The sequence below is a fragment of the Enterobacter cloacae complex sp. OE43NF genome, from assembly GCF_023544405.1.
In the GTDB taxonomy this organism is placed as follows: Bacteria; Pseudomonadota; Gammaproteobacteria; order Enterobacterales; family Enterobacteriaceae; genus Enterobacter; species Enterobacter cloacae.
Genome location: NZ_JAMJFW010000027.1, coordinates 1 through 21,685 on the forward strand (window position 1 = coordinate 1; position 21,685 = coordinate 21,685).

21 protein-coding genes and 1 riboswitch are annotated in these 21,685 nt (G+C 58.2%); of the genes, 5 read left to right on the plus strand and 16 right to left on the minus strand.

What is annotated here, in order from left to right:
- Positions 1–32: 32 nt before the first annotated feature.
- The 6 genes from M8370_RS13840 to moaA form a co-directional block, all read right to left on the minus strand.
- On the minus strand, positions 33–740 hold the full coding sequence (locus tag M8370_RS13840; RefSeq protein ID WP_014831151.1) for a Bax inhibitor-1/YccA family protein: 708 nt from the start codon (positions 738–740) through the stop codon (positions 33–35).
- 58 nt (positions 741–798) lie between these two features.
- Complete coding sequence (moaE, locus tag M8370_RS13845; protein WP_250021203.1) at positions 799–1,251, minus strand: molybdopterin synthase catalytic subunit MoaE; 453 nt, start codon at positions 1,249–1,251, stop codon at positions 799–801.
- A gap of 1 nt (position 1,252) precedes the next feature.
- On the minus strand, positions 1,253–1,498 hold the full coding sequence (gene moaD / locus M8370_RS13850) for a molybdopterin synthase sulfur carrier subunit (RefSeq protein ID WP_038984997.1): 246 nt from the start codon (positions 1,496–1,498) through the stop codon (positions 1,253–1,255).
- Positions 1,491–1,976, minus strand: a complete 486-nt coding sequence (gene moaC, locus M8370_RS13855) for a cyclic pyranopterin monophosphate synthase MoaC (protein ID WP_013097492.1) — start codon at positions 1,974–1,976, stop codon at positions 1,491–1,493. Before moaC ends, moaD begins: the two co-directional genes overlap by 8 nt.
- A gap of 3 nt (positions 1,977–1,979) precedes the next feature.
- Positions 1,980–2,492, minus strand: a complete 513-nt coding sequence (gene moaB / locus M8370_RS13860) for a molybdenum cofactor biosynthesis protein B (protein WP_013097493.1) — start codon at positions 2,490–2,492, stop codon at positions 1,980–1,982.
- Positions 2,493–2,516: 24 nt separating this feature from the next.
- Positions 2,517–3,506, minus strand: a complete 990-nt coding sequence (gene moaA, locus M8370_RS13865; protein WP_058680904.1) for a GTP 3',8-cyclase MoaA — start codon at positions 3,504–3,506, stop codon at positions 2,517–2,519.
- A riboswitch (molybdenum cofactor riboswitch) is annotated at positions 3,494–3,628 on the minus strand. (Overlaps the previous gene by 13 nt.)
- 226 nt (positions 3,629–3,854) lie before the next feature.
- Between moaA and yvcK the strand changes: the two genes are divergently transcribed.
- Complete coding sequence (gene yvcK / locus M8370_RS13870) at positions 3,855–4,763, plus strand: uridine diphosphate-N-acetylglucosamine-binding protein YvcK (RefSeq protein WP_013097495.1); 909 nt, start codon at positions 3,855–3,857, stop codon at positions 4,761–4,763.
- A gap of 71 nt (positions 4,764–4,834) precedes the next feature.
- Here yvcK and uvrB read toward each other — a convergent pair whose 3' ends face one another.
- Entirely contained in the window at positions 4,835–6,850 is a 2,016-nt protein-coding gene (gene uvrB, locus M8370_RS13875) for an excinuclease ABC subunit UvrB (RefSeq protein ID WP_013097496.1), read from the minus strand.
- Between the two features lie 751 nt (positions 6,851–7,601).
- Between uvrB and M8370_RS13880 the strand changes: the two genes are divergently transcribed.
- Positions 7,602–8,324 (plus strand): ABC transporter ATP-binding protein, encoded by a 723-nt coding sequence (locus M8370_RS13880; RefSeq protein WP_013097498.1) that lies wholly within the window; start codon positions 7,602–7,604, stop codon positions 8,322–8,324.
- Here the strand turns inward: M8370_RS13880 and bioD are convergent.
- From bioD to bioB, 4 genes are read right to left on the minus strand one after another with little or no spacing between them, the layout of a single operon-like run.
- Positions 8,287–8,988, minus strand: a complete 702-nt coding sequence (gene bioD, locus M8370_RS13885; protein ID WP_020685271.1) for a dethiobiotin synthase — start codon at positions 8,986–8,988, stop codon at positions 8,287–8,289. The two genes, M8370_RS13880 and bioD, sit on opposite strands and share 38 nt — an antisense overlap.
- Entirely contained in the window at positions 8,981–9,736 is a 756-nt protein-coding gene (bioC, locus tag M8370_RS13890) for a malonyl-ACP O-methyltransferase BioC (RefSeq protein WP_250021204.1), read from the minus strand. Before bioC ends, bioD begins: the two co-directional genes overlap by 8 nt.
- Entirely contained in the window at positions 9,720–10,877 is a 1,158-nt protein-coding gene (gene bioF, locus M8370_RS13895; RefSeq protein WP_250021205.1) for an 8-amino-7-oxononanoate synthase, read from the minus strand. The genes bioC and bioF overlap by 17 nt, the downstream gene beginning before the upstream one ends.
- Positions 10,874–11,914 (minus strand): biotin synthase BioB, encoded by a 1,041-nt coding sequence (bioB, locus tag M8370_RS13900; protein WP_014831141.1) that lies wholly within the window; start codon positions 11,912–11,914, stop codon positions 10,874–10,876. Before bioB ends, bioF begins: the two co-directional genes overlap by 4 nt.
- Before the next feature lie 68 nt (positions 11,915–11,982).
- Here bioB and bioA point away from each other — a divergent pair, with 68 nt between their 5' ends.
- Together bioA and M8370_RS13910 are read left to right on the plus strand one after the other, a co-directional pair.
- Complete coding sequence (gene bioA / locus M8370_RS13905) at positions 11,983–13,290, plus strand: adenosylmethionine--8-amino-7-oxononanoate transaminase (RefSeq protein ID WP_250021206.1); 1,308 nt, start codon at positions 11,983–11,985, stop codon at positions 13,288–13,290.
- Between the two features lie 48 nt (positions 13,291–13,338).
- Positions 13,339–13,815: a kinase inhibitor gene (locus tag M8370_RS13910; protein WP_013097504.1), complete on the plus strand. Its 477-nt coding sequence runs from the start codon at positions 13,339–13,341 to the stop codon at positions 13,813–13,815.
- An 85-nt stretch (positions 13,816–13,900) separates the two neighbouring features.
- Here M8370_RS13910 and hutH read toward each other — a convergent pair whose 3' ends face one another.
- The 5 genes from hutH to hutI form a co-directional block, all read right to left on the minus strand.
- Positions 13,901–15,421 carry a histidine ammonia-lyase gene (gene hutH / locus M8370_RS13915; RefSeq protein ID WP_038418932.1) on the minus strand — a complete coding sequence of 507 codons (1,521 nt, stop codon included), beginning with the start codon at positions 15,419–15,421 and terminating at the stop codon, positions 13,901–13,903.
- Positions 15,418–17,106, minus strand: coding sequence for a urocanate hydratase (gene hutU, locus M8370_RS13920; protein ID WP_013097506.1), 1,689 nt, complete (start codon positions 17,104–17,106; stop codon positions 15,418–15,420). Before hutU ends, hutH begins: the two co-directional genes overlap by 4 nt.
- A gap of 127 nt (positions 17,107–17,233) precedes the next feature.
- A complete protein-coding gene (locus tag M8370_RS13925; RefSeq protein WP_013097507.1) occupies positions 17,234–17,968 on the minus strand; it encodes a histidine utilization repressor in 735 nt (244 codons plus the stop codon).
- Positions 17,969–17,987: 19 nt separating this feature from the next.
- Positions 17,988–18,923 (minus strand): formimidoylglutamase, encoded by a 936-nt coding sequence (gene hutG / locus M8370_RS13930; protein ID WP_250021207.1) that lies wholly within the window; start codon positions 18,921–18,923, stop codon positions 17,988–17,990.
- Positions 18,920–20,140 carry an imidazolonepropionase gene (gene hutI, locus M8370_RS13935; RefSeq protein ID WP_250021213.1) on the minus strand — a complete coding sequence of 407 codons (1,221 nt, stop codon included), beginning with the start codon at positions 20,138–20,140 and terminating at the stop codon, positions 18,920–18,922. The genes hutG and hutI overlap by 4 nt, the downstream gene beginning before the upstream one ends.
- Before the next feature lie 224 nt (positions 20,141–20,364).
- Between hutI and M8370_RS13940 the strand changes: the two genes are divergently transcribed.
- Positions 20,365–21,648, plus strand: coding sequence for a putative acyl-CoA thioester hydrolase (locus M8370_RS13940; RefSeq protein WP_038418926.1), 1,284 nt, complete (start codon positions 20,365–20,367; stop codon positions 21,646–21,648).
- Positions 21,649–21,685: the final 37 nt, after the last annotated feature.

Genomic DNA, 21,685 nt, shown 5'->3' on the forward strand with positions numbered 1-21,685 from the left:
AAAAACCGCACCGTTAGGGTGAGGGGCTGTATTTAACGACGGTTGCCGAAAATACGCAGCAGCATCAGGAACAGGTTGATGAAGTCCAGATACAGCGTCAGGGCACCCAGAATTGAGTATTTACGCAGGTTGGAACTGTCACGCACGTCAATCTGCTCGCCGATGTTTTTCAGCTTCTGGGTGTCGTAGGCGGTTAAGCCAACGAAAATCACCACCCCGATATAGGTCACCGCCCACATCAGCGCGTCGCTCTTCAGCCACAGGTTCACCAGCGACGCCAGCACAATCCCGATCAGCCCCATGAACAGCATGTTGCCAAGACCGCTGAGGTCACGTTTGGTGGTGTAACCGTACAGGCTCATCACACCAAACATCCCGCCGGTGACCACAAAGGTGCTGGCGATGGAGGAGTAGGTATAGACGATGAAAATGCTGGAAAGCGTCAGCCCCGTCAGTGCCGAATAGAGCATAAACAGGGTGGTCGCCATCCCGGCACTCAGCTTCTGTACCAGACCGGAGAGCACAAACACCAGTGCCAGTTGCGCAATGATCAGCCCAAAGAAGGTGATTTTGCTGGAAAAGATAAACATCATCAGTTCAGGGGTATTGGCCGCATACCACGCGATAAATGCGGTAAGCAGTAAGCCCACCGTCATCCAGCCATAAACCTGAGCCATATACGTCTGCAGGCCACTACGGGTCTGCTGTACTATCGAATCGGAACGCGGAAATCGGTCCATGATTCACTCCTGATTAAGTAGACACACACGTTAAGACTAACACATCCACATAAACCTGTTACCAACGGCTGGCGGCCTGTTTGTCGCTGTCGCGCGATTCAACCCACCGCTCCCCCTCCGGCGTCGCTTCACGTTTCCAGAACGGGGCTTTGGTTTTCAGGTAATCCATGATGAACTCCCCGGCGGCAAACGCGCTGCCGCGATGGGCGCTGGTCACCCCCACGAAAACGATCTCCTCGCCCGGCCACATCTCACCGATGCGGTGGATAACCGTCACACGCCCGAGCGGCCAGCGGCCTCGCGCCTCTTCGACGATCGCAGCCAGAGATTTCTCGGTCATGCCCGGATAGTGTTCCAGCGTCAGCGCTTTTACGCTGTCGCCAAGGTTATGGTTACGCACTTTACCGGTGAAGGTCACAACAGCACCGTCTCCATCGCGCTCTGCCAGCCAGTGATATTCCGTACCGACGTTAAAGCGCTCAGGGCTAACCAGAATTCGCGTATCAGCCATCTTAACCCCCCGTCACCGGTGGGAAGAAGGCCACTTCATCACCTGCCTCCAGCGGATGGGTAAACTCCACCAGCGTCTGGTTGACGGCGGCCAGCAGCTTCCCTTCATCCAGCGCCAGCGCCCAACGGTCGCTTTGCGCCGCCAGATGCGCACGCAGTGCGGCAACGTCTTTAAACGTCGCTTCCAGCGTCAGGCTGTCGGTATTCACCAGTTCACGCACCTGGGCAAAAAAGAGCACCTTAATCATGGCTGTCCACCTTAAAATCACCGGATTTGCCGCCGCTTTTCGCCAGCAGACGAACCGGGCCAATCACCATATCTTTCTGCACCGCTTTGCACATATCGTAGATAGTCAGCGCGGCAACGGACGCCGCCGTCAGCGCTTCCATCTCCACGCCCGTTTTACCGGTTAAACGACACAGCGATTCGATGCGCACGCGGTTGTGCTCTGGCTGGGCCTGAAGATTGACCTCCACCTTGCTGAGCATCAGCGGGTGGCAGAGCGGAATTAAGTCCCAGGTGCGTTTCGCCGCCTGGATCCCGGCGATGCGGGCAGTGGCAAAGACATCACCCTTATGGTGGCTGCCGTCGATAATCATCGCCAGGGTGTCTGGCAGCATGGTAACGAACGCTTCGGCACGCGCCTCGCGGACCGTTTCGGCCTTGGCAGAAACGTCCACCATATGCGCTTCGCCAGCGGCGTTAATGTGGGTCAGTTGCGACATAGCTTATTTCTTTAAATGGGGATGAAAATTACACGGACGGGTACGGGCATCCAGCTGCGGGGCGATAATGTTGTCCCACGCGGTGCGGCAGGCTTTGGTCGAGCCCGGCATGGCGAATATCAGTGTGTTGTTCGCCATGCCCGCCACCGCACGTGACTGCAGCGTCGAGGTACCAATCTCTTCAAACGACAGCATGCGGAACACTTCGCCGAAGCCTTCTACCTCGCGGTCAAACAGCGGGATAAGCGCCTCTGGCGCCTGGTCGCCTGCGGTAAAACCGGTGCCGCCGGTGATCAACACCACCTGCACTTCATCGCTGGCAATCCACTGGGAGACCTGCGCGCGTATGGCATAGCGGTTCTCTTTGACGATCGCTTTATCAACGATCTTATGCCCGGCGTCATGGGCGGCTTCGCGCAGCCAGTGGCCGGAGGTGTCATCCTCTTCGCCACGACGGTCGGAAACGGTAAGGATGGCAATACGTGTCGGGATAAATTCCGCGCTGACCTGACTCATCTTCTGGTTCCTTCTTAAGCCTGATTACCCGCCAATGTATGACAGGTTCTGAGTAATGCCGGTGTTGCCCTGATGCAGGAAGTGGGTCTGTTTTTTATGCGTCAGCGCCTCAGAAATACGCGCTTCCAGCGCGGCCTGTTGCGCATCGTCTTCCAGCAGATCGCGAAGGTTAACGCCGCCATCCCCGAACAGACACAGATGCAGTTTGCCCACCGAGGAGACGCGCAGGCGGTTACAGCTGGCGCAGAAATCTTTCTCGTAAGGCATGATAAGCCCAATCTCCCCTTCGTAATCCGGGTGACAAAAGACCTGCGCCGGGCCGTCGCTTCGCTGGCGGATCTGGTGGATCCAGCCGCGTTTAAGCAGCTCATCGCGCAACACCATGCCGGAGATATGGTGGCGGCGGAACAGCTCGCTGCCCTCGCCCGTCTCCATGAGTTCAATAAACCGCAGTTGAATGGGGCGGGATTTGATCCACGCCAGGAAGGTGTCCAGCTGATGATGGTTTACATCACGCATCAGCACGGTGTTGACTTTGACCTTATCGAACCCGGCGGTAAACGCAGCATCAATACCGTCCATCACCTGCTGGAATTTATCCTGGCCGGTAATGGCATGAAACTGACGGGCATCCAGGCTGTCCACGCTGACGTTAATGGCCGTTAAGCCCGCATCACGCCAGGTTGCGACATCGCGCGCCATGCGGTAGCCATTGGTGGTCACCGCAATCTGACGGATGCGTTCGTTTTCACGCACGGCGGCAATAATGTCGGGGAAGTCACGGCGCAGCGAAGGTTCTCCGCCGGTCAGACGCACTTTTTCCGTGCCGAGTGCCGAGAACGCGCGCGTAACGCGGCGAACTTCATCCACGGAGAGAAAGCCGTTATTGGTGACGCTGCCCGGTTTGTAGCCGTCGGGCAGACAGTAGGTGCAACGGAAGTTGCACACATCGGTAATCGACAGACGTAAGTAGTAAAACTTACGCGCGAAAGCATCAGTAAGTTGTGAAGCCATGTACACCTTTCCAGATACGGGAGGCACAGTCATTTCTTTCTGTACCCTGGTGGCATAGTTGCCACGGCCAGGGCGCCATATCTTTCGACACAGGCACCAGGGCTAGAGTGTATGTTTTCAAATTTGAAAACGTGGTTATGGCGATAGTAGCGCGTAAATCACCCTTTCGCCATTACCGCTTAACGCTATATAAACATGTATATAGCGACCTGATCGTGCATTTTCGTTACAGAATACGCCAAAACAGCAGATTCGCATTGATATACGTCATTTTGCCCTGGCTGAGGCATCGTCTTTTAGGGGTAGTTAGGTTACTGTTACGCAGATCGAACGTGATAAGGAATAAGTATGCGCAATCGCACTTTTGCGGATCTTGACCGGGTGGTGGCACTGGGTGGAGGCCATGGTCTGGGCCGGGTGATGTCCTCTTTGTCATCCCTTGGCTCAAGACTGACAGGGATAGTAACAACAACGGATAACGGCGGATCGACGGGGCGGATCCGACGCGCAGAAGGCGGCATTGCCTGGGGCGATATGCGTAATTGCCTGAATCAGTTAATTACCGAACCGAGCGTCGCCTCGGCGATGTTTGAGTACCGTTTTGGCGGTAACGGGGAGCTTTCCGGGCATAACCTTGGAAATTTGATGCTTAAAGCGCTGGATCACCTGAGCGTGCGCCCGCTGGAAGCGATCAATCTCATCCGCAATCTGCTCAAAGTGGATGCGTTCCTGATCCCGATGTCTGAACAACCGGTCGATTTGATGGCCATCGACGTGGAAGGCCATGAAGTGTACGGCGAAGTGAATATTGATCAGCTTACGCTGCCGCCGAAAGAGCTGATGACTTACCCGGCCGTTCCCGCCACGCGCGAAGCGGTTGAGGCCATCGCCGAGGCGGATTTGATCCTGATTGGCCCGGGCAGTTTTTACACCAGCCTGATGCCGATTTTACTGGTGAAAGAGCTGGCGCAGGCCCTGCGCAGAACGCCCGCCCCGATGGTGTACATCGGTAATTTAGGCCGCGAATTGAGTCCGGCAGCGGCCAGCCTGTCGCTGGCGGATAAACTGGAGCTGATGGAGCAGTACGTCGGTAAAAAAATCATCGACGGTGTTGTGGTCGGGCCGAAAGTGGATGTAACGGGCATTGGCGATCGCGTGGTGGTGCAGGAGCCGCTGGAGGCCAGCGATATCAAATACCGTCATGACCGTCACTTGTTGCGTGACGCGCTGGAGAAGGCGATTCAGGAGTTGGGTTAGGCTCGTTTTGTGCGGCCTGATGCCCTCACCCTGGCCCTCTCCCACAGGGAGAGGGCGAAAACACGCTGCTTTTAAGATGCGGCGATGAAAAGATCCCGCAGCTGATGCAGCTGGTCGCGAATTTGCGCTGCCTCTTCGAACTCCAGGTTCTGGGCGTGCTGCATCATCTGCGCTTCCAGCTCGTGGATTTTCTGCTGCAGCGCTTTCGGCGTCAGCGCGACGGTATCTTCCTCCACCACGGAACGCGCCTTGCCGCGTCCTTTCGCTTTGGTCTTCGCAATGTTCTGACCCAGCGCCAGAATATCCACCACCTTCTTGTTCAAACCCTGCGGCGTAATGCCATGCTCTTCGTTGTAGCGCTGCTGTTTCTCGCGACGGCGTTCCGTTTCGCCAATCGCTTTCGCCATCGACGGGGTGATTTTATCGCCGTAGAGAATCGCTTTACCGTTGACGTTACGCGCGGCGCGGCCAATGGTCTGGATCAGCGAGCGCTCTGAACGCAGGAAGCCCTCTTTGTCGGCGTCGAGGATTGCCACCAGCGAGACTTCCGGCATATCCAGACCCTCTCGCAACAGGTTGATCCCCACCAGCACGTCAAACTCGCCCAGACGCAGGTCGCGGATAATTTCCATACGCTCCACGGTATCGATATCCGAGTGCAGATAACGCACCTTCTCGCCGTGTTCTTCCAGATATTCGGTCAGGTCTTCCGCCATACGTTTGGTCAACGTGGTGACCAGCACGCGCTCGTTGATTGCCGAACGGGCGCGGATCTCGGAGAGCAGATCGTCCACCTGCGTCGCAACCGGACGGACTTCGATCACCGGATCCAGCAGCCCTGTCGGACGAACCACCTGGTCAACCACCTCATCGCCCGATTTCTCCAGCTCGTAGTTGCCCGGCGTCGCCGAAACGTAAATGGTTTGCGGTGCCAGCGCTTCAAACTCTTCAAACTTCATCGGACGGTTGTCCAGCGCCGACGGCAGACGGAAGCCGTACTCAACCAGCGTCTCTTTACGCGCGCGGTCACCGCGATACATCCCGCCGATCTGCGGGATCGTGACGTGGGATTCGTCGATCACCAGTAACCCGTCCGCCGGAAGGTAGTCAAACAACGTCGGCGGCGGCTCGCCCGGCCCACGACCGGAGAGGAAACGGGAGTAGTTTTCGATGCCGGAGCAGTAGCCCAGCTCGTTCATCATCTCCAGATCGAACTGGGTACGCTGGCTCAGGCGTTGCTCTTCCAGCAGTTTATTGTTCGCCAGCAGCACCTTACGGCGTTCCGCCAGCTCCTCTTTGATCTCTTCCATCGCCTGCACAATACGCTCGCGTGGCGTTACATAGTGCGTTTTCGGGTAGATGGTGTAACGCTGAATAACGGACTCGACGTGGCCGGTGAGCGGGTCGAACAGCGACAGGCGTTCCACCTCTTCGTCAAACAGCTCAACGCGCAGGGCAATGTCGTCCGATTCCGCCGGGAAGATGTCGATAACCTCGCCGCGCACGCGGAACGTACCGCGCTGGAACGCCTGGTCGTTACGGGTGTACTGCAGCTCCGCCAGTCGGCGCAAAATCGCGCGCTGATCGATGATCATCCCCTGCGTCAGGTGCAGCATCATCTTGAGGTAGAGATCCGGGTCGCCCAGACCGTAGATGGCAGACACCGACGCGACCACCACCACATCACGACGCTCCAGCAGCGCCTTCGTCGCCGAGAGACGCATCTGCTCAATGTGTTCGTTCACCGAGGCATCTTTCTCGATGAAGGTGTCAGAGCTCGGCACATAGGCTTCTGGCTGGTAGTAATCGTAATACGAGACGAAATACTCGACGGCATTCTCCGGGAAGAACTCTTTCATCTCGCCATACAGCTGCGCCGCCAGCGTTTTGTTGGGCGCCAGCACCATGGTGGGGCGTTGCAGATCCGCGATGACGTTGGCGATGGTGAAGGTTTTACCCGAACCGGTCACCCCCAGCAGCGTCTGGTGTGCCAGCCCATCTTCCAGCCCCTCTTCAAGACGACGGATCGCCTCAGGCTGGTCGCCAGAAGGACGGAAAGCAGAATTCAGTTTGAACGGTTTACTCATGGGCGACAACCTGGTGATGTAAAAAGCGGCAGGTGAGTAATTTTACTCGTTGTGGCCAGGAATGCCAGTAAAAAACACTGGATGTAAAACCAGTAGCGTGTCACGATATTTAGCATAGCACCCGAAGGATTAGCGTATTCCCGGTCAAAATTTCGACTGAGACGACATAAAACACCAGCCCTACCCGGTTATCCCCAGAACATTTTCATTTTTAACATTTGTCAAGCCAGGTAATGGTAGTTTTATGGCAACCGGTGACACTTTTATGACGGCAATTGATTTTATCTAACCAGTTAAATCTTAAAGGATATTTTCCAGAGCCGCGTTTCGCGTCAATTTGGGCGTAACCCGCGTCTTCTCTCGCTTATCGCGTGTTTTCTAACTCTAATGCACATGGTTATCCACAGGAATAGTGGATAACTGCGTCCAGCCCATACAGACTGCCGCTCAGCAAATTCCCGGTTTTTCCCACGAGGCGGTGACAAAAAATTTTTATCGCTAATTTTTGCCAATCAACCGTTGCGTTATTCATAACCAACCAATGAGATCTTGCTCACAATTCAGCCATTTCAGTCCCTGCACCACCGCTAACAGTTCTGGCACTGAGACAGTGCAATCCGCTTATCGATCGGTCGTTTTGCGACGGCATTATCCTAAAAAAGCCTCTTTTTTAATCAGTTCAACGGTTCTGGCAGGAGATTTGCAGATTCATTAACGAGCCTCACCCACATACATTTTTAAGGAGAGAAAGATGTTGAGTCTGCGTGCAGTCAATCAGTTTTACGGAAACCAACATACGCTATGGAATGTCGATTTGGATTTACCGCAGGGCTTATGCACAGGGGTGATTGGCCTGCCCGGCATGGGAAAAACCACCCTCATCAACTGCATCACCGGCGCGTTACCGGTGCAGAGCGGAACCATCGTCTGGCACGAAGCCGGTGCCCCGCCCTGTGATTTACTGCGTCAGGCACCGGATCAACGCGCGCTGCCGGGGATTGGCTACGTGCCACAGGACCGACGGATTTTTTCGCAACTGACCATCGAGGAAAACTTGCACATCGCCATGCGGGCGACAGGGGCAACGGACACGCGTGCAAAAAGCGATGTTTATGACCTGTTCCCGCAGCTATGGGCGCTGCGACAGATTCGGGCGAACGGGCTCTCCCCGGACGATCAGTATCAGCTGGCGCTGGCTAACGCGCTGGTCAACCGACCGCGGGTATTGATTCTGGATGAGCCGCTGCAGGGCGCAGGGTACAGCTTTGCTCAGAAGCTGGGCCATCTGCTGGCGAGGCTTAATCGTGAGCTGGGGATGACGGTGTTATTAGCCGAGCAGCAGCTGTCGTTTATCCGCCGGGTAGTGGATCGCTTCTGTATGCTGTATCGCGGGCGTAACGTGGCCCAGGGCCACGTTACCGAGCTGGATGACGAGCTTATTGCCCACTGGATGTCGCGGGAAGCAAGGCACTGAGGTCGAGGTAATGTCCGGTGTCGGCGTGCTCAGCACCGTCCGCAAGCCATGGGATCTCCCCAAGGAACGGCGCGGGAAGCACTCGCCTGAGCGTGGCCAGATACTCCTGATGACGCTTACCGGGTGCGACCACGTCGTTGGCTATCCAGCCCGCCAGACGCAGCCCAGCCTGCTGAACGGCCTGTGCCGTTAACATGGCGTGGTTGATACAGCCGAGCTTCACCCCGACCACGAGGATCACCGGAAGCTGCTCGCGCTGGACCCAGTCCGCAAACGTCAGTTCGTCCGACAGCGGCGTAAACCACCCCCCTGCGCCTTCCACCAGCACCCAGTCAGCCTGGCGTTCCAGTGCGCGCAGGCCGTCCGAGAGCACGGAAAACGCGATGGGGCGGCCTTCGTCGGCGCTGATAATGTGCGGCGACGTCGGCTCGGCAAAGGTATAAGGATTCACCGCCGCATAGTCCAGCGGCAGCGTGCTATTACGCTGCAGCGCCAGCGCGTCGGTATTGCGTAACCCCTGTGCCGTCATCTCACTTCCGGAGGCGACGGGCTTGTACCCGGCGGTGGTTTTGCCCTGCAGACGAGCCGCCTGCAACAGCGCGGAACTGGCCACCGTTTTACCCACTTCGGTATCCGTTCCGGTGACAAAATAACGTTCAGTCACGTTCGATAATCCCATGAAAGAGTTGATAAGAGAGCGGGAAAGTGCCCCGCCGCTGCGGCCAGGCCAGCTCCAGGCGCTGCAATTGCCCGCGCGTGAGCGGTTTTCTCTCGCGCCCGGCATGCAGATGCGTAGCGCCAATGCCCTTCAGCGAGCGCATGGCGCTGAACGCATCGCTAAAGTTCAGCGTGATGGTCTGCACCTGGCTTTGATAGCGCCAGCCCGTCAGCGCGTCCGTCACCTGTTCATACGCTAAAAAGCGGTTGGCGTGCGGCTGTTCGTCTACCGCTTTCCATGCCTGATTCAGCTCGGGCAGCGAGCTTTCCAGCAGGGTGGTAAAGGCCACCTTTCCGCCCGGACACGCCACGCGATACAGCTCGTTTAACGCCTGCGAAAGGCTACTGCACCACTGTACCGCCAGGTGACTCCACACCAGATCGAACTGCGCATCCGGCAGCGGAAGCGACTCAATATCGCCAGTCAGATAGCGGTCAGCCGCCTGTTGCTGTCGCGCCTCGTCCAGCATCTGCTCAGAGAGATCGAGTGCGGTGACGTGGCTTCCGGCGTCGCGCCAGTAGCGGCTGTTGCCGCCGGGGCCACATCCGGCATCCAGTACGTACCGGAAACGACGCGCACCGAGTAGCTCAAGCAGCCCCTGAGCGCTCTGACGCTGAAGCTCATCATGCTGCGAATAAATGCGTGCAGCCCGGCCAAACGCCGCCGCAATGGCCTGTTTATTGACTGGCGACATGGAGAGCCTCCAGCAGCGCATCGATATCTTCTGCTTTGTGCGCCGCCGTCAGCGTCAAACGCAGACGCGCCGTACCCGGCGGCACGGTGGGCGGACGGATGGCCGTGACCCACATTCCCCGTTCGCGCAGCGTTTGTGCCAGCGCGAGCGCGCGGCTGTTTTCCCCCACGATAACGGGCTGGATGGCGCTCTGCGAATCGGTGCTTTGGAAAGGAAGCCGATCCAGACCCTGACGGAAACGCTGAATATGTTCTGCCAGACGCGCGCGCCGTTCAGCCCCCTCTTCACCGCGGATCACCTCCAGCGAGGCAGAGAGCGCCACCGCCTGCGCAGGCGGCATACTGGTGCTGTAAATCAGATGTCGGGCGAACTGCAACAGATAATCGGCGACGGACTCGCTGCACAGCACGGCGGCCCCGCTCACGCCAACGCCTTTGCCAAAGGTGACGATCAGCAGTTCCGGCTTCACGCCTTGCTGACTGGCGCTACCGCGACCGTCCTCACCCATCACGCCAATACCGTGGGCATCATCCACCAGCAGCCAGGCGTTTTGCTGTTTCGCAACGTCAGACAGCGCACGAAGCGGCGCGCTGTCGCCATCCATGCTAAACACCCCTTCCGTCACCACCAGCTGTTGTCCGGCACAGGGTTTATCCAGCAGCGTGGCGAGCGAAAGCGCATCGTTGTGGGCAAAGCGCCGCAGCTGTGCCGGGCTGAGACTCGCCGCCTCCAGCAAAGAGGCGTGGCTTAAGCGGTCCGCGGCGATACGATCGTCCTTGCCCATCAGCGCGGCAATCACCGCCTGATTGGCGGCAAAGCCGGAGATGAACAGCAGCGCGCGCGGATAGCCCAGCCAGTCGGCAAGCGTCTCTTCCAGCGCCTGATGCGCTGTCGTATAGCCGCTGACGTGCCCCGAACCGCCGCTGCCCACGCCGTAGTGTTCCGCCCCCTGCTGCCAGGCGCGAACAATCGCCGGATGCTGGCTCAGGCCGAGATAATCATTGCTGGAAAAATTACAGTACTGCCGCCGGGCGTGGGTCAGAAAACGGCCTGCACCGTTTTCCACTACCCTGCGAACGCGAAAAGCGTCCCGCGCCCGGCGCTCTTCCAGCGCGGATTGAATACGAGCCTGCCAGGTCATACGGATGCCGCGTTGTAGAACTGTTCGGTATCGGCGTTGAAAATCTGCTGCTCCAGCTGCTGCTGTTGCTCGTTATCTCCCGCCAGCACCTCGGTCTGATGCGGGTTCAGCCCCAGCTTACGGAACAGCTGGACGTCTTTGTCCTCTTCCGGGTTCGGCGTGGTCAGCAGCTTGCAGCCGTAGAAGATGGAGTTAGCGCCAGCCATAAAGCACATCGCCTGCGTCTGCTCGTTCATCTGTTCGCGACCGGCAGAAAGGCGGACGTATGAGGTTGGCATCATGATGCGCGCGACCGCGATGGTGCGGATAAAATCAAACGCATCGACATCCTCGTTATCCGCCAGCGGCGTGCCTTTGACCTTCACCAGCATGTTGATTGGCACGCTTTCCGGCGGGGTCGGCAGGTTCGCCAGTTGCAGCAGCAGACCGGCGCGATCTTTCACCGTCTCGCCCAGCCCCACAATCCCGCCCGAGCATACTTTGATGCCCGCTTCGCGCACTTTGTCCAGCGTATCCAGACGCTCCTGATAGGTACGGGTGGTGATGATGTTGCCGTAAAACTCTGGTGAGGTGTCGAGGTTGTGGTTGTAATAATCCAGCCCTGCAGCAGACAGGCGCTGCGCCTGCTCTTCGTTCAGCGTGCCGAGGGTCATACAGGCTTCCAGCCCCATCTCTTTGACCCCTTTCACCATCTGCTCCAGGTACGGCATGTCGCGATCGTGCGGGTTTTTCCATGCCGCCCCCATGCAGAAACGGGTAGAGCCCGCGTTTTTCGCCTTACGCGCGGAGTCGAGCACCTGCTCCACTTCCATCAGACGTTCGGATTCCAGCCCGGTTTTATAGCGCGCGCTCTGCGGGCAATATTTGCAATCTTCCGGGCAGGCACCGGTCTTGATCGACAGCAGCGTACTGACCTGAACATGGCGCGGATCGAAGTGCTGACGATGCACCTGTTGGGCTTCGAACATCAGCTCCAGGAAAGGTTTATTGAATAATTCAGTGACTTGCGACATCGTCCAGCGTGCGTGGTGAGCCATGGGGCTTCTCCAAAGGGTTTTGTTAATTTTCGGTTCGGTTTATACTCGTAAACCTAAAACTTTTCAAAATGGTTTACAAGTCGATTATGACCCAGGACGATCTCGCCTTCGACCAGCAGCATATCTGGCACCCTTACACCTCCATGACCCGCCCGCTTCCGGTCTACCCGGTGGCCTCGGCCCACGGCTGCGAACTGCACCTTGCCAGCGGCGAGCCGCTTGTTGACGGTATGTCATCCTGGTGGGCGGCCATTCACGGGTACAACCACCCGCGTCTGAATGCCGCGATGAAAGCGCAGATTGACCAGATGTCGCACGTGATGTTTGGCGGCATTACCCATCAACCGGCGGTTGATCTCTGCCGTCGTCTGGTGGCGATGACGCCCGATGCGCTGGAGTGCGTGTTCCTTGCCGACTCCGGCTCGGTGGCGGTGGAAGTGGCGATGAAAATGGCGCTGCAGTACTGGCATGCCAGGGGGGAATCCCGTCAGCGATTCCTGACCTTCCGCAACGGCTACCACGGCGATACCTTTGGCGCGATGTCGGTGTGCGATCCGGATAACTCCATGCACAGCCTGTGGAAGGGGTACCTGCCGGAAAACCTGTTTGCCCCGGCCCCGCAGAGCCGTTTTGACGGCGAGTGGAATGAAATGGACATGGTCGGCTTTGCGCGGCTGATGGCTGCCCACCGCCATGAGATTGCCGCCGTGATCCTCGAACCGATTGTTCAGGGTGCTGGTGGGATGCGCATGTACCATCCCGAGTGGTTAAAACGCATTCGTAAAATGTGTGACCGCGAGGGCATCCTGCTGATTGCCGATGAGATCGCCACCGGATTTGGCCGCACGGGTAAGCTGTTTGCCTGCGAACATGCGGATATCACACCGGATATCCTGTGCCTGGGGAAAGCGCTGACCGGCGGCACCATGACGCTCTCCGCCACCCTCACTACCCGTCAGGTGGCCGACACCATCAGCGACGGCGAAGCGGGCTGCTTTATGCATGGCCCGACCTTTATGGGTAATCCGCTGGCCTGCGCGGTGGCAAACGAAAGTCTCGCGCTCCTGCAAAACGGCGAGTGGCAAACGCAGGTTGCGGCGATTGAGGCGCAACTGAAAGAAGAGTTCAGTGCCGCCTCGGGGGCGAATTTCGTGGCGGACGTGCGCGTGCTGGGTGCCATCGGCGTGATTGAGACCACCCATCCGGTGAATATGGCGGCATTGCAGCGCTTCTTTGTAGAGCGGGGGGTCTGGGTGCGGCCTTTCGGCAAACTTATCTACCTGATGCCACCGTATATCATCACGGCTGAACAGCTACGCACGTTAACCGCCGCGGTGGTTGAAGCCGTTAACATTCCGGCGCATTTCACGATTTGACCCTATGCGTTACACTTCCTGAACGAGTGAATAACGAGGGCAAACCGTATGAAAATCATCAGTAAAGATCTGCGCGACGGCGAAAAACTGCCTGAACGCCACGTCTTCAACGGGATGGGGTATCAGGGAGATAATATCTCTCCGCACCTGGCATGGGACGATGTGCCGGCGGGCACCAAAAGCTTTGTGGTCACCTGCTACGACCCGGATGCGCCAACCGGCTCCGGCTGGTGGCACTGGGTTGTGGCCAACCTGCCCGCCGATACGCGCGTTCTGCCGCAGGGTTCCGGCTCCGACCTGGTCGCCCTGCCGGAAGGCGCCATTCAGACGCGCACCGATTTTGGGAAAGCCGGTTACGGTGGCGCAGCGCCGCCAAAAGGGGAAACGCACCGCTATATCTTCACGGTTCACGCGCTGGATGTAGAGAAGATTGAGGTCGACGAAGGGGCGAGCGGCGCGATGGTAGGGTTTAATGTGCATTTCCATTCGCTGGAGAGCGCGTCGATTACGGCGATGTATTCGTAAAAAAAAGCCGGGTGGCGGCTACGCCTTACCCGGCCTACATTTCGGATTCGTAGGCCCGGTAAGCGCAGCGCCACCGGGCAAAAAATCACAGCACCGAAGGCAGCAACCCCACCAGACGCCCCTCTTCCAGAAGCTGCATCGCCTTATCAATATCCGGCGCAAAGAAGCGGTCATCATCGTAATGCGATACGTGCTCACGCAGCGCATGACGTGCCTGCTCCAGCAGCGGGCTGGACTTCAGCCCTTCACGCAGATCGATCCCCTGACACGCCGCCAGCCATTCCACTGCCAGCACGCCACGGGTATTGGCGGCCATCTCCCACAGACGACGTCCGGCTGCCGGAGCCATTGAGACGTGGTCTTCCTGGTTGGCAGAGGTTGGCAGGCTGTCCACGCTGTGCGGATGCGACAGCGCTTTGTTTTCGCTCGCCAGCGCTGCGGCCGTCACCTGGGCAATCATAAAGCCTGAATTCACCCCGCCGTTGCGCACCAGGAACGGTGGCAGCTGGGACATATGCTTATCCATCATCAGCGCAATTCGCCGCTCGGACAAGGCGCCCACTTCGGCAATCGCCAGCGCGATGTTATCCGCCGCCATCGCCACGGGCTCGGCGTGGAAGTTACCGCCGGAGACCACCTCGTTTTCCTGGGCGAACACCAGCGGGTTATCGGACACCGCGTTGGCTTCCACCAGCAACACTTCTGCGGCCTGGCGCAGCTGCGTCAGACACGCGCCCATCACCTGCGGCTGACAGCGCAGCGAGTACGGATCCTGTACCTTGTCACAGTTATGGTGCGAATCAGCAATCTCACTGGTCTCCGTCAGCAGATGGCGATACATCGCGGCAGCGTCAATTTGCCCGCGCTGGCCACGTACGTCATGAATACGCGCGTCAAACGGACGACGCGAGCCCAGCACCGCCTCCGTGGTCAGCGCACCGCACACCACGGCCGAGGCGAACAGATCTTCGGCTTCAAACAGACCGCGCAGCGCAAAGGCCGTGGAGGCCTGCGTGCCGTTAAGCAGCGCCAGCCCCTCTTTTGCCGCAAGGGTGATTGGCGCTAATCCGGCCTTTTTCAGCGCCTCTTTTGCCGGGAGCCACTCTCCCTGCCAGCGCGCCTGACCTTCCCCCAACAACAGCAGCGACATATGCGCCAGCGGGGCGAGATCGCCGGAGGCGCCAACGGAGCCTTTGGCGGGGATCCACGGATAGACTTCCGCGTTCACCAGCGCTATCAGGGCCTGGATCACGCTCAGACGAATGCCGGAAAAGCCGCGCGCCAGACTGTTAATTTTGAGCACCATCATCAGACGGACAATCTCGTCGTCCAGCGGCTGGCCAACGCCTGCGGCATGGGAAAGCACCAGCGAACGCTGGAGATTTTCCAGATCGTGCGTGGCAATGCGCGTCTGCGCCAGCAGACCAAAACCGGTGTTGATACCGTAGGCGGTACGCCCTTCGGCAATAATGGCTTCAACGCAGGCCACGCTGTCGTTAATGGCGGCATGGGCGCTTTCATCCAGCGAAAGGGTGACCGGCTGACGCCAGACATGACGCAGCTGTTTGAGCGTGAGCGAGCCGGGAGTGAGTGTTAACGCGTTCATTCATGCTTTCCTTGTGTGGCAGGGATCATCGGCAGGTTAAGTCCCTGCTCTGTGGCACATTCAATAGCAATCTCGTAACCCGCATCTGCGTGACGCATCACGCCGGTTGCCGGGTCGTTGTGCAGCACGCGTGCGATACGCGCGGCGGCTTCATCCGTTCCGTCACAGACGATAACCATCCCGGAATGCTGGGAGAAGCCCATTCCCACGCCGCCACCGTGGTGCAGCGATACCCAGGTCGCGCCGCTGGCGGTGTTGAGTAAGGCATTCAGCAGCGGCCAGTCGGAGACCGCGTCTGAGCCGTCGCGCATGGCTTCGGTTTCACGGTTCGGGCTGGCGACGGAGCCAGAATCCAGATGGTCGCGACCAATCACAATCGGGGCTGACACTTCGCCGCTGCGCACCATTTCGTTAAAAGCCAGACCCAGCTTTTGCCGCCACGCCAGCCCGACCCAGCAGATACGCGCCGGCAAGCCCTGGAAGTTAATGCGCTCGCGGGCCATATCCAGCCAGTGGTGCAGGTGTTCATCGTCCGCGACAATTTCCTTCACTTTGGCATCGGTTTTGTAGATATCTTCCGGGTCGCCGGACAGGGCCACCCAGCGGAACGGGCCGATACCGCGACAGAACAGCGGACGAATATAGGCTGGGACAAATCCCGGGAAATCAAAGGCGTTGCTGACGCCCATCTCTTTTGCCATCTGGCGGATGTTGTTGCCGTAATCGAAGGTCGGAATGCCCATCTCGCTGAACGCCAGCATGGCGGAGACGTGTTCTGCCATCGAACGCTTAGCGGCCAGTACCGTGCCTTCAGGATCGGTTTCGGCTTTTTGCTGGTAGGCTTCCCACGTCCAGCCTTTTGGCAGATAGCCGTGCAGCGGATCGTGGGCGCTGGTCTGGTCGGTGACGAGGTCAGGGCGAACGCCACGGGCCACGAGTTCCGGCAGGATCTCTGCCGCGTTGCCGCACAACGCTATCGATACCGCTTTACCTTCCGCGGTGTATTTTTTGATACGCGCCAGCGCGTCATCGAGGCTGTCGGCCTGTTCGTCAACATAGCGGGTACGCAGACGGAAATCGATGCGGCTCTGCTGGCACTCAATGTTCAGCGAGCAGGCGCCAGCCAGCGTCGCGGCCAGCGGCTGTGCACCGCCCATGCCACCCAGACCCGCGGTCAGTACCCAGCGGCCTTTCAGCGAGCCGTTGTAGTGCTGACGACCGGCTTCGACGAAGGTTTCATAGGTGCCCTGCACAATCCCCTGGCTGCCAATGTAGATCCAGCTACCCGCGGTCATCTGGCCATACATCGCCAGCCCTTTGGCATCCAGTTCGTTAAAGTGTTCCCAGGTCGCCCAGTGTGGGACCAGGTTAGAGTTGGCAATCAAAACGCGCGGCGCGTTTTTATGGGTTTTAAACACACCGACTGGCTTGCCGGATTGCACCAGCAGGGTTTCGTCGTGTTCCAGTTCGGTCAGGGCCTTAACAATGGCGTCATAGCATTCCCAGTTGCGCGCGGCGCGGCCAATGCCGCCGTACACCACCAGTTCGTGGGGGTTTTCCGCAACCTCAGGATCAAGGTTGTTCATCAACATGCGCAGTGGTGCTTCGGTGAGCCAGCTTTTGGCGGTAAGGGTGGTGCCGCGCGCGGCGCGGACATCCTGCTGACGGTATTTACCTGACGACATTGTGTGCTCCTCATACGGGACAGATGATGCATTTAGATATACTTGTATAGACAAGCACACACAAGGTCAGATTTAACAAAAAAGATACAATTTTGTTATATTGCGTTAGCTATCACGCTTTTAAAACTTATGACATAAAGTGGCCCTGCAACCGATAGCGGCTACCGGGGAACAGCAGTCTTGCATGCGACACAATCTGCGCGGATGACCAGGTGCGGCGGCGGATCAGCAGGCAGGGATCGTGCTCTTTGATACGCAGCAGCTCGCACTCCTGCGGCGTCGCGCGCACCGCTTCCACAATGTGCTCCCCTTCCGTCAGCGGTGCGACAAGCGAGAGAAAGGCATGCGGCGTGGTTTGAGTGTAATCCTGGTCCAGATAGTCCGGTATCCGTTCGGCGTTTACGCAGCGATCCTCAATCTGCACCGGCACGTCATTTTCGAAATGCACCATTACGGAATGGAAGATCCGGGTTCCCTCCTTGACGTTCAGTACCGCAGCCTGCTCGGCGCTGGCCTGCGTCTCTTCAAGCACCAGCACTTCGCAGTGGTGCTGATGGTTTCGCGACGCTATCTCGTCCGCAATGCTGCGGATTTCAAACAGCGCTGATTGTCCTTTCGGCTCCGCCACAAACGTCCCGACCCCCTGCAGACGCACCAGCAGGCCTTCGTCGGTTAGCTCGCGTAACGCCCGGTTGATGGTCATCCGGCTAAAACCAAACTGCGCCACCAGATCGGCTTCAGAGGGAATGCGGTCATGCGGCCGCCAGACGCCGGTGGCGATTTTTTCGCTGATCGTCTGCTTCACCTTTTCGTAGAAAGGCGCGGGAGAGCCGGATGGCGGCTGAGGTGAGCGTGAGAACATCGTGACTCCTTAAATATTGTTATGCCCACCAGTGAGCAATTTGCCAGGCCAGACGGGCGGCAAGCTTCGCCCCCTGTCCGTCCCGATCGTAGTGAGGGTTAAATTCTACCAGATCGGCGGCCTGCAGTTTTCCGCTACGGCAAATGCGCTCGATCGCGGGCAGGAGATCCCGCGCAGGCACGCCTAACGCCGCGGGGGCTGACACGGCGGGCATCTCGGCTGCGGGTAGAACGTCCAGATCAATGGTGAGGTAAACACGATCGGCCTGCGCCAGCACCTGTTCCAGGGCTGATAGCGCATCCCGGTGGAAATGCAGATCGTCCACCAGCGTGGCGTTAAGCCGTTCAGCCTCGTCAAACAGCGCCTGGGTGTTCGCCGCGCGGCTGATGCCAAAACAGGCGTACTGAAATTCCCGCGCGTGGTCAGCACAGTAGTTCGCCAGCTGACGAAACGGGGTGCCGGAGGTGGCCCGTTCGGCCTTGCGCAAATCAAGATGCGCATCCAGGTTGATGACCGCCACGCGCTCATTCGGGAACGCCTCAAGAATACCACGGCCGTGGGCCCAGGCGGTCTCATGTCCGCCGCCCAACACCAGCGTACGCATGCCAGCCTGCTGACAGGTGACCACGGCATCGCTCAGTGCCTGTTGTCCCTCTTCCAGTTGGTCATCCTCAACGTAAACCGACCCCATGTCCACCAGCCGTTCGTGGCCGGAATGCGTTGCCATGTTCGCCAGCGCCTTACGCAGCACGTCGGGAGCCTGCGCCGCCCCCTGCCTGCCCTGATTACGCCTTACTCCTTCATCACAGGCAAAGCCTATCAGCGCAATCGCGGATGAAACCGGGGTAAATTGCGACGGCTGGCGTATGGTCTGAAAAATACGTTTTGCGTTGCTGGCCTCGGCGCTGTCGTCGCGCCCCTGCCAGACGGTCTTAGCAACGGGCTGCCAACTCATACTGCCTCCCCCCGGAAAATGCGTTGATACAGCGGATTGCGTCCCGGCTCGTAAACCATTTCTACCGGATGGTCTGCATCCCAGACGATAAAATCAGCCATGAAACCGGCCTTTAACTGCCCGTGTGTTGTTCCACGCCCCAGCGCTTGCGCGGCATGTCGCGTGACGCCAGCCCAGGCCTCTTCAGGCGTCAGGCCAAACTGTACGCAGGCCATGTTCATGGCCAGATGAATGCTCGCGAACGGGCTGGTGCCGGGGTTGTAATCCGTGGCGACCGCCATCGGTACGCCCTGCGCCCGGAGCTGTTCAACCGGTGGACACTGACGCTCCTGAAGAAAATAGAACGCGCCGGGCAGCAGTACCGCGACCGTGCCGCTTTGCGCCATGGCCTGAACACCCTCCTCATCCAGGTATTCGATATGATCGGCAGATAACCCTTTAAATCGGCTGACCAGCGCCGCACCGCCCAGGTTAGAAAGTTGCTCCACGTGCCCTTTCACCGGAATACCCCGTGCGCGGGCGGCCAGGAAAAGCCGCTCGGTTTGTGCTGGCGTGAAGCCGACGTTTTCACAAAAAACATCCACCGCTTCGAACAGCCCTTTTTGCCACAGTTCGGGCATGATCTGCTCGCACACCAGTGTGAGGTACGCGTCTGGATCGTGGCGGTATTCCGCCGGAACCGCATGTGCCGCCAGCAGGGTTGGGCTGATCTCAACCGGATTACTCAGGCTGAGCTGGCGTGCGACCTGCAGCATTTTTTCTTCAGCCGCGGCGTTAAGACCGTAGCCGGATTTGATTTCCAGGGTGGTCACCCCTTCATTCATTAACCGCTCCAGCCGCTGCTGCGCCAGTGTAAGCAAATTTTCCGGCGAACTGTCGCGGGTTGCCGAGACGGTGGCGTTAATTCCGCCCCCCTGTGCGCTGATGGTCTGATAGGAGACACCGTTGAGACGCTGCTCCCACTCCGCCGCGCGATTGCCGCCAAACACCAGGTGGGTATGGCAGTCGATAAGACCCGGCGTGACCAGGCGTCCACCGAGATCGACGCATTTATCATGCCCGGAAGGGAGGTCTGCTTCAGGAATGACGGCCAGAAGGGTTTGACCGCGCACCACAAGGGCATGATGCGCTTGCAGGCCATACGATTCTTCACCAGGAACCATTGTCGCCAGTCGCGCATTTCGCCATATCACATCGTCGGGATGAAGTTGCAGCATAAGCCTTTCACTTGTCATGGATTGTATAGACATTTATTTTCATCTGCTGGCTGCTGTCAACCGCCTTTATGAAAATGTTATTTATTTGTGACGACTTTCCCGCCCCCTGCGGGCGAAAAATGCAACTTTTCCCCTTTTTATCTTCCCGTTTCGCTCAACTTAGTATAAAAAAGCAGGCTATTTCGTCTATCTCGTTTAAGACTTGCATACCCAGGAGCTTCACCTTGAACATTTCCAGGATTTCCCGTCTGGCGTTGGCACTCGCCTTTGGCGTGACATTATCCGCATGCAGTTCAACGCCACCGGATCAGCGACCTTCTGAGCAGGTCGCGCCAGGCACCGCGTCCCGTCCGATTTTGTCCGCTGATGAAGCGAAAAACTTCGATCGCGCGCACTACTTCTCCGCGATGGATCCAAACGCTGCGCCGTGGACGCCGTCTTCTATTAACCTGCCGAAGCAGCCAAACTTTGTTGTGGGTCCGGCAGGGGCGCAGGGCGTGACGCATACCTCTATTCAGGCTGCGGTTGACGCTGCCATCACCAAACACAGCGCATCTCGCCAGTACATCGCGATCATGCCAGGTGAATATGAAGGTACCGTTTACATTCCGGCAGCACCGGGCAGCATCACCCTTTACGGTCTGGGCGAAAAAGCCATCGACGTTAAAATTGGTCTGGCGATTGATTCCGAAATGGACAGCACCACCTGGCGTCACCTGGTCAACCCGGCGGGTAAATACATGCCGGGCAAACCGGCCTGGTATATGTTTGATAACTGCCAGAGCAAGCGTGCCGCTACCATTGGCGTGATGTGTTCTGCGGTCGTCTGGTCTCAGAACAACGGTCTGCAGCTGCAGAACCTGACCATTCAGAACACCCTGGGCGACAGCGTTGATGCGGGTAACCACCAGGCCGTGGCGCTGCGTAGCGATGGCGACAAAGTGCAGATCAACAACGTGAATATTCTGGGTCGTCAGAACACCTTCTTCGTGACCAACAGCGGCGTACAGAACACCCTGCAGAATAACCGTCTGACCCGTACGCTGGTGACCAACAGCTACATCGAAGGTGATGTGGATATGGTCTCCGGTCGTGGCGCGGTGGTATTTGATAACACCGATTTCCGCGTCGTGAACTCACGTACCCAGCAGGAAGGTTATGTCTTTGCGCCAGCGACACAGTCTAACCTGTTCTATGGCTTCCTCGCCGTCAACAGCCGCTTCAACGCCTCCGGTGACGGCGTGGCGCAGCTGGGTCGCTCCCTGGACGTGGACTCTGCAACCAACGGTCAGGTTGTGATCCGCGACAGCGTTATCAACGAAGGTTTCAACGTGGCAAAACCATGGGCTGACGCCGCCATCTCCAAACGTCCATTCTCCGGCAATACCGGTTCCGTGGACGATAAAGGAAACGTGCAGCGCAACCTGAACGACGCTAACTTCAACCGCATGTGGGAATACAACAACCGCGGTCTGGGTAGCAAAGTGGTTGCTGAGCCGAAGCAGTAATCTGTTTTGCCGGGTGGCGGCTTCGCCTTACCCGGCC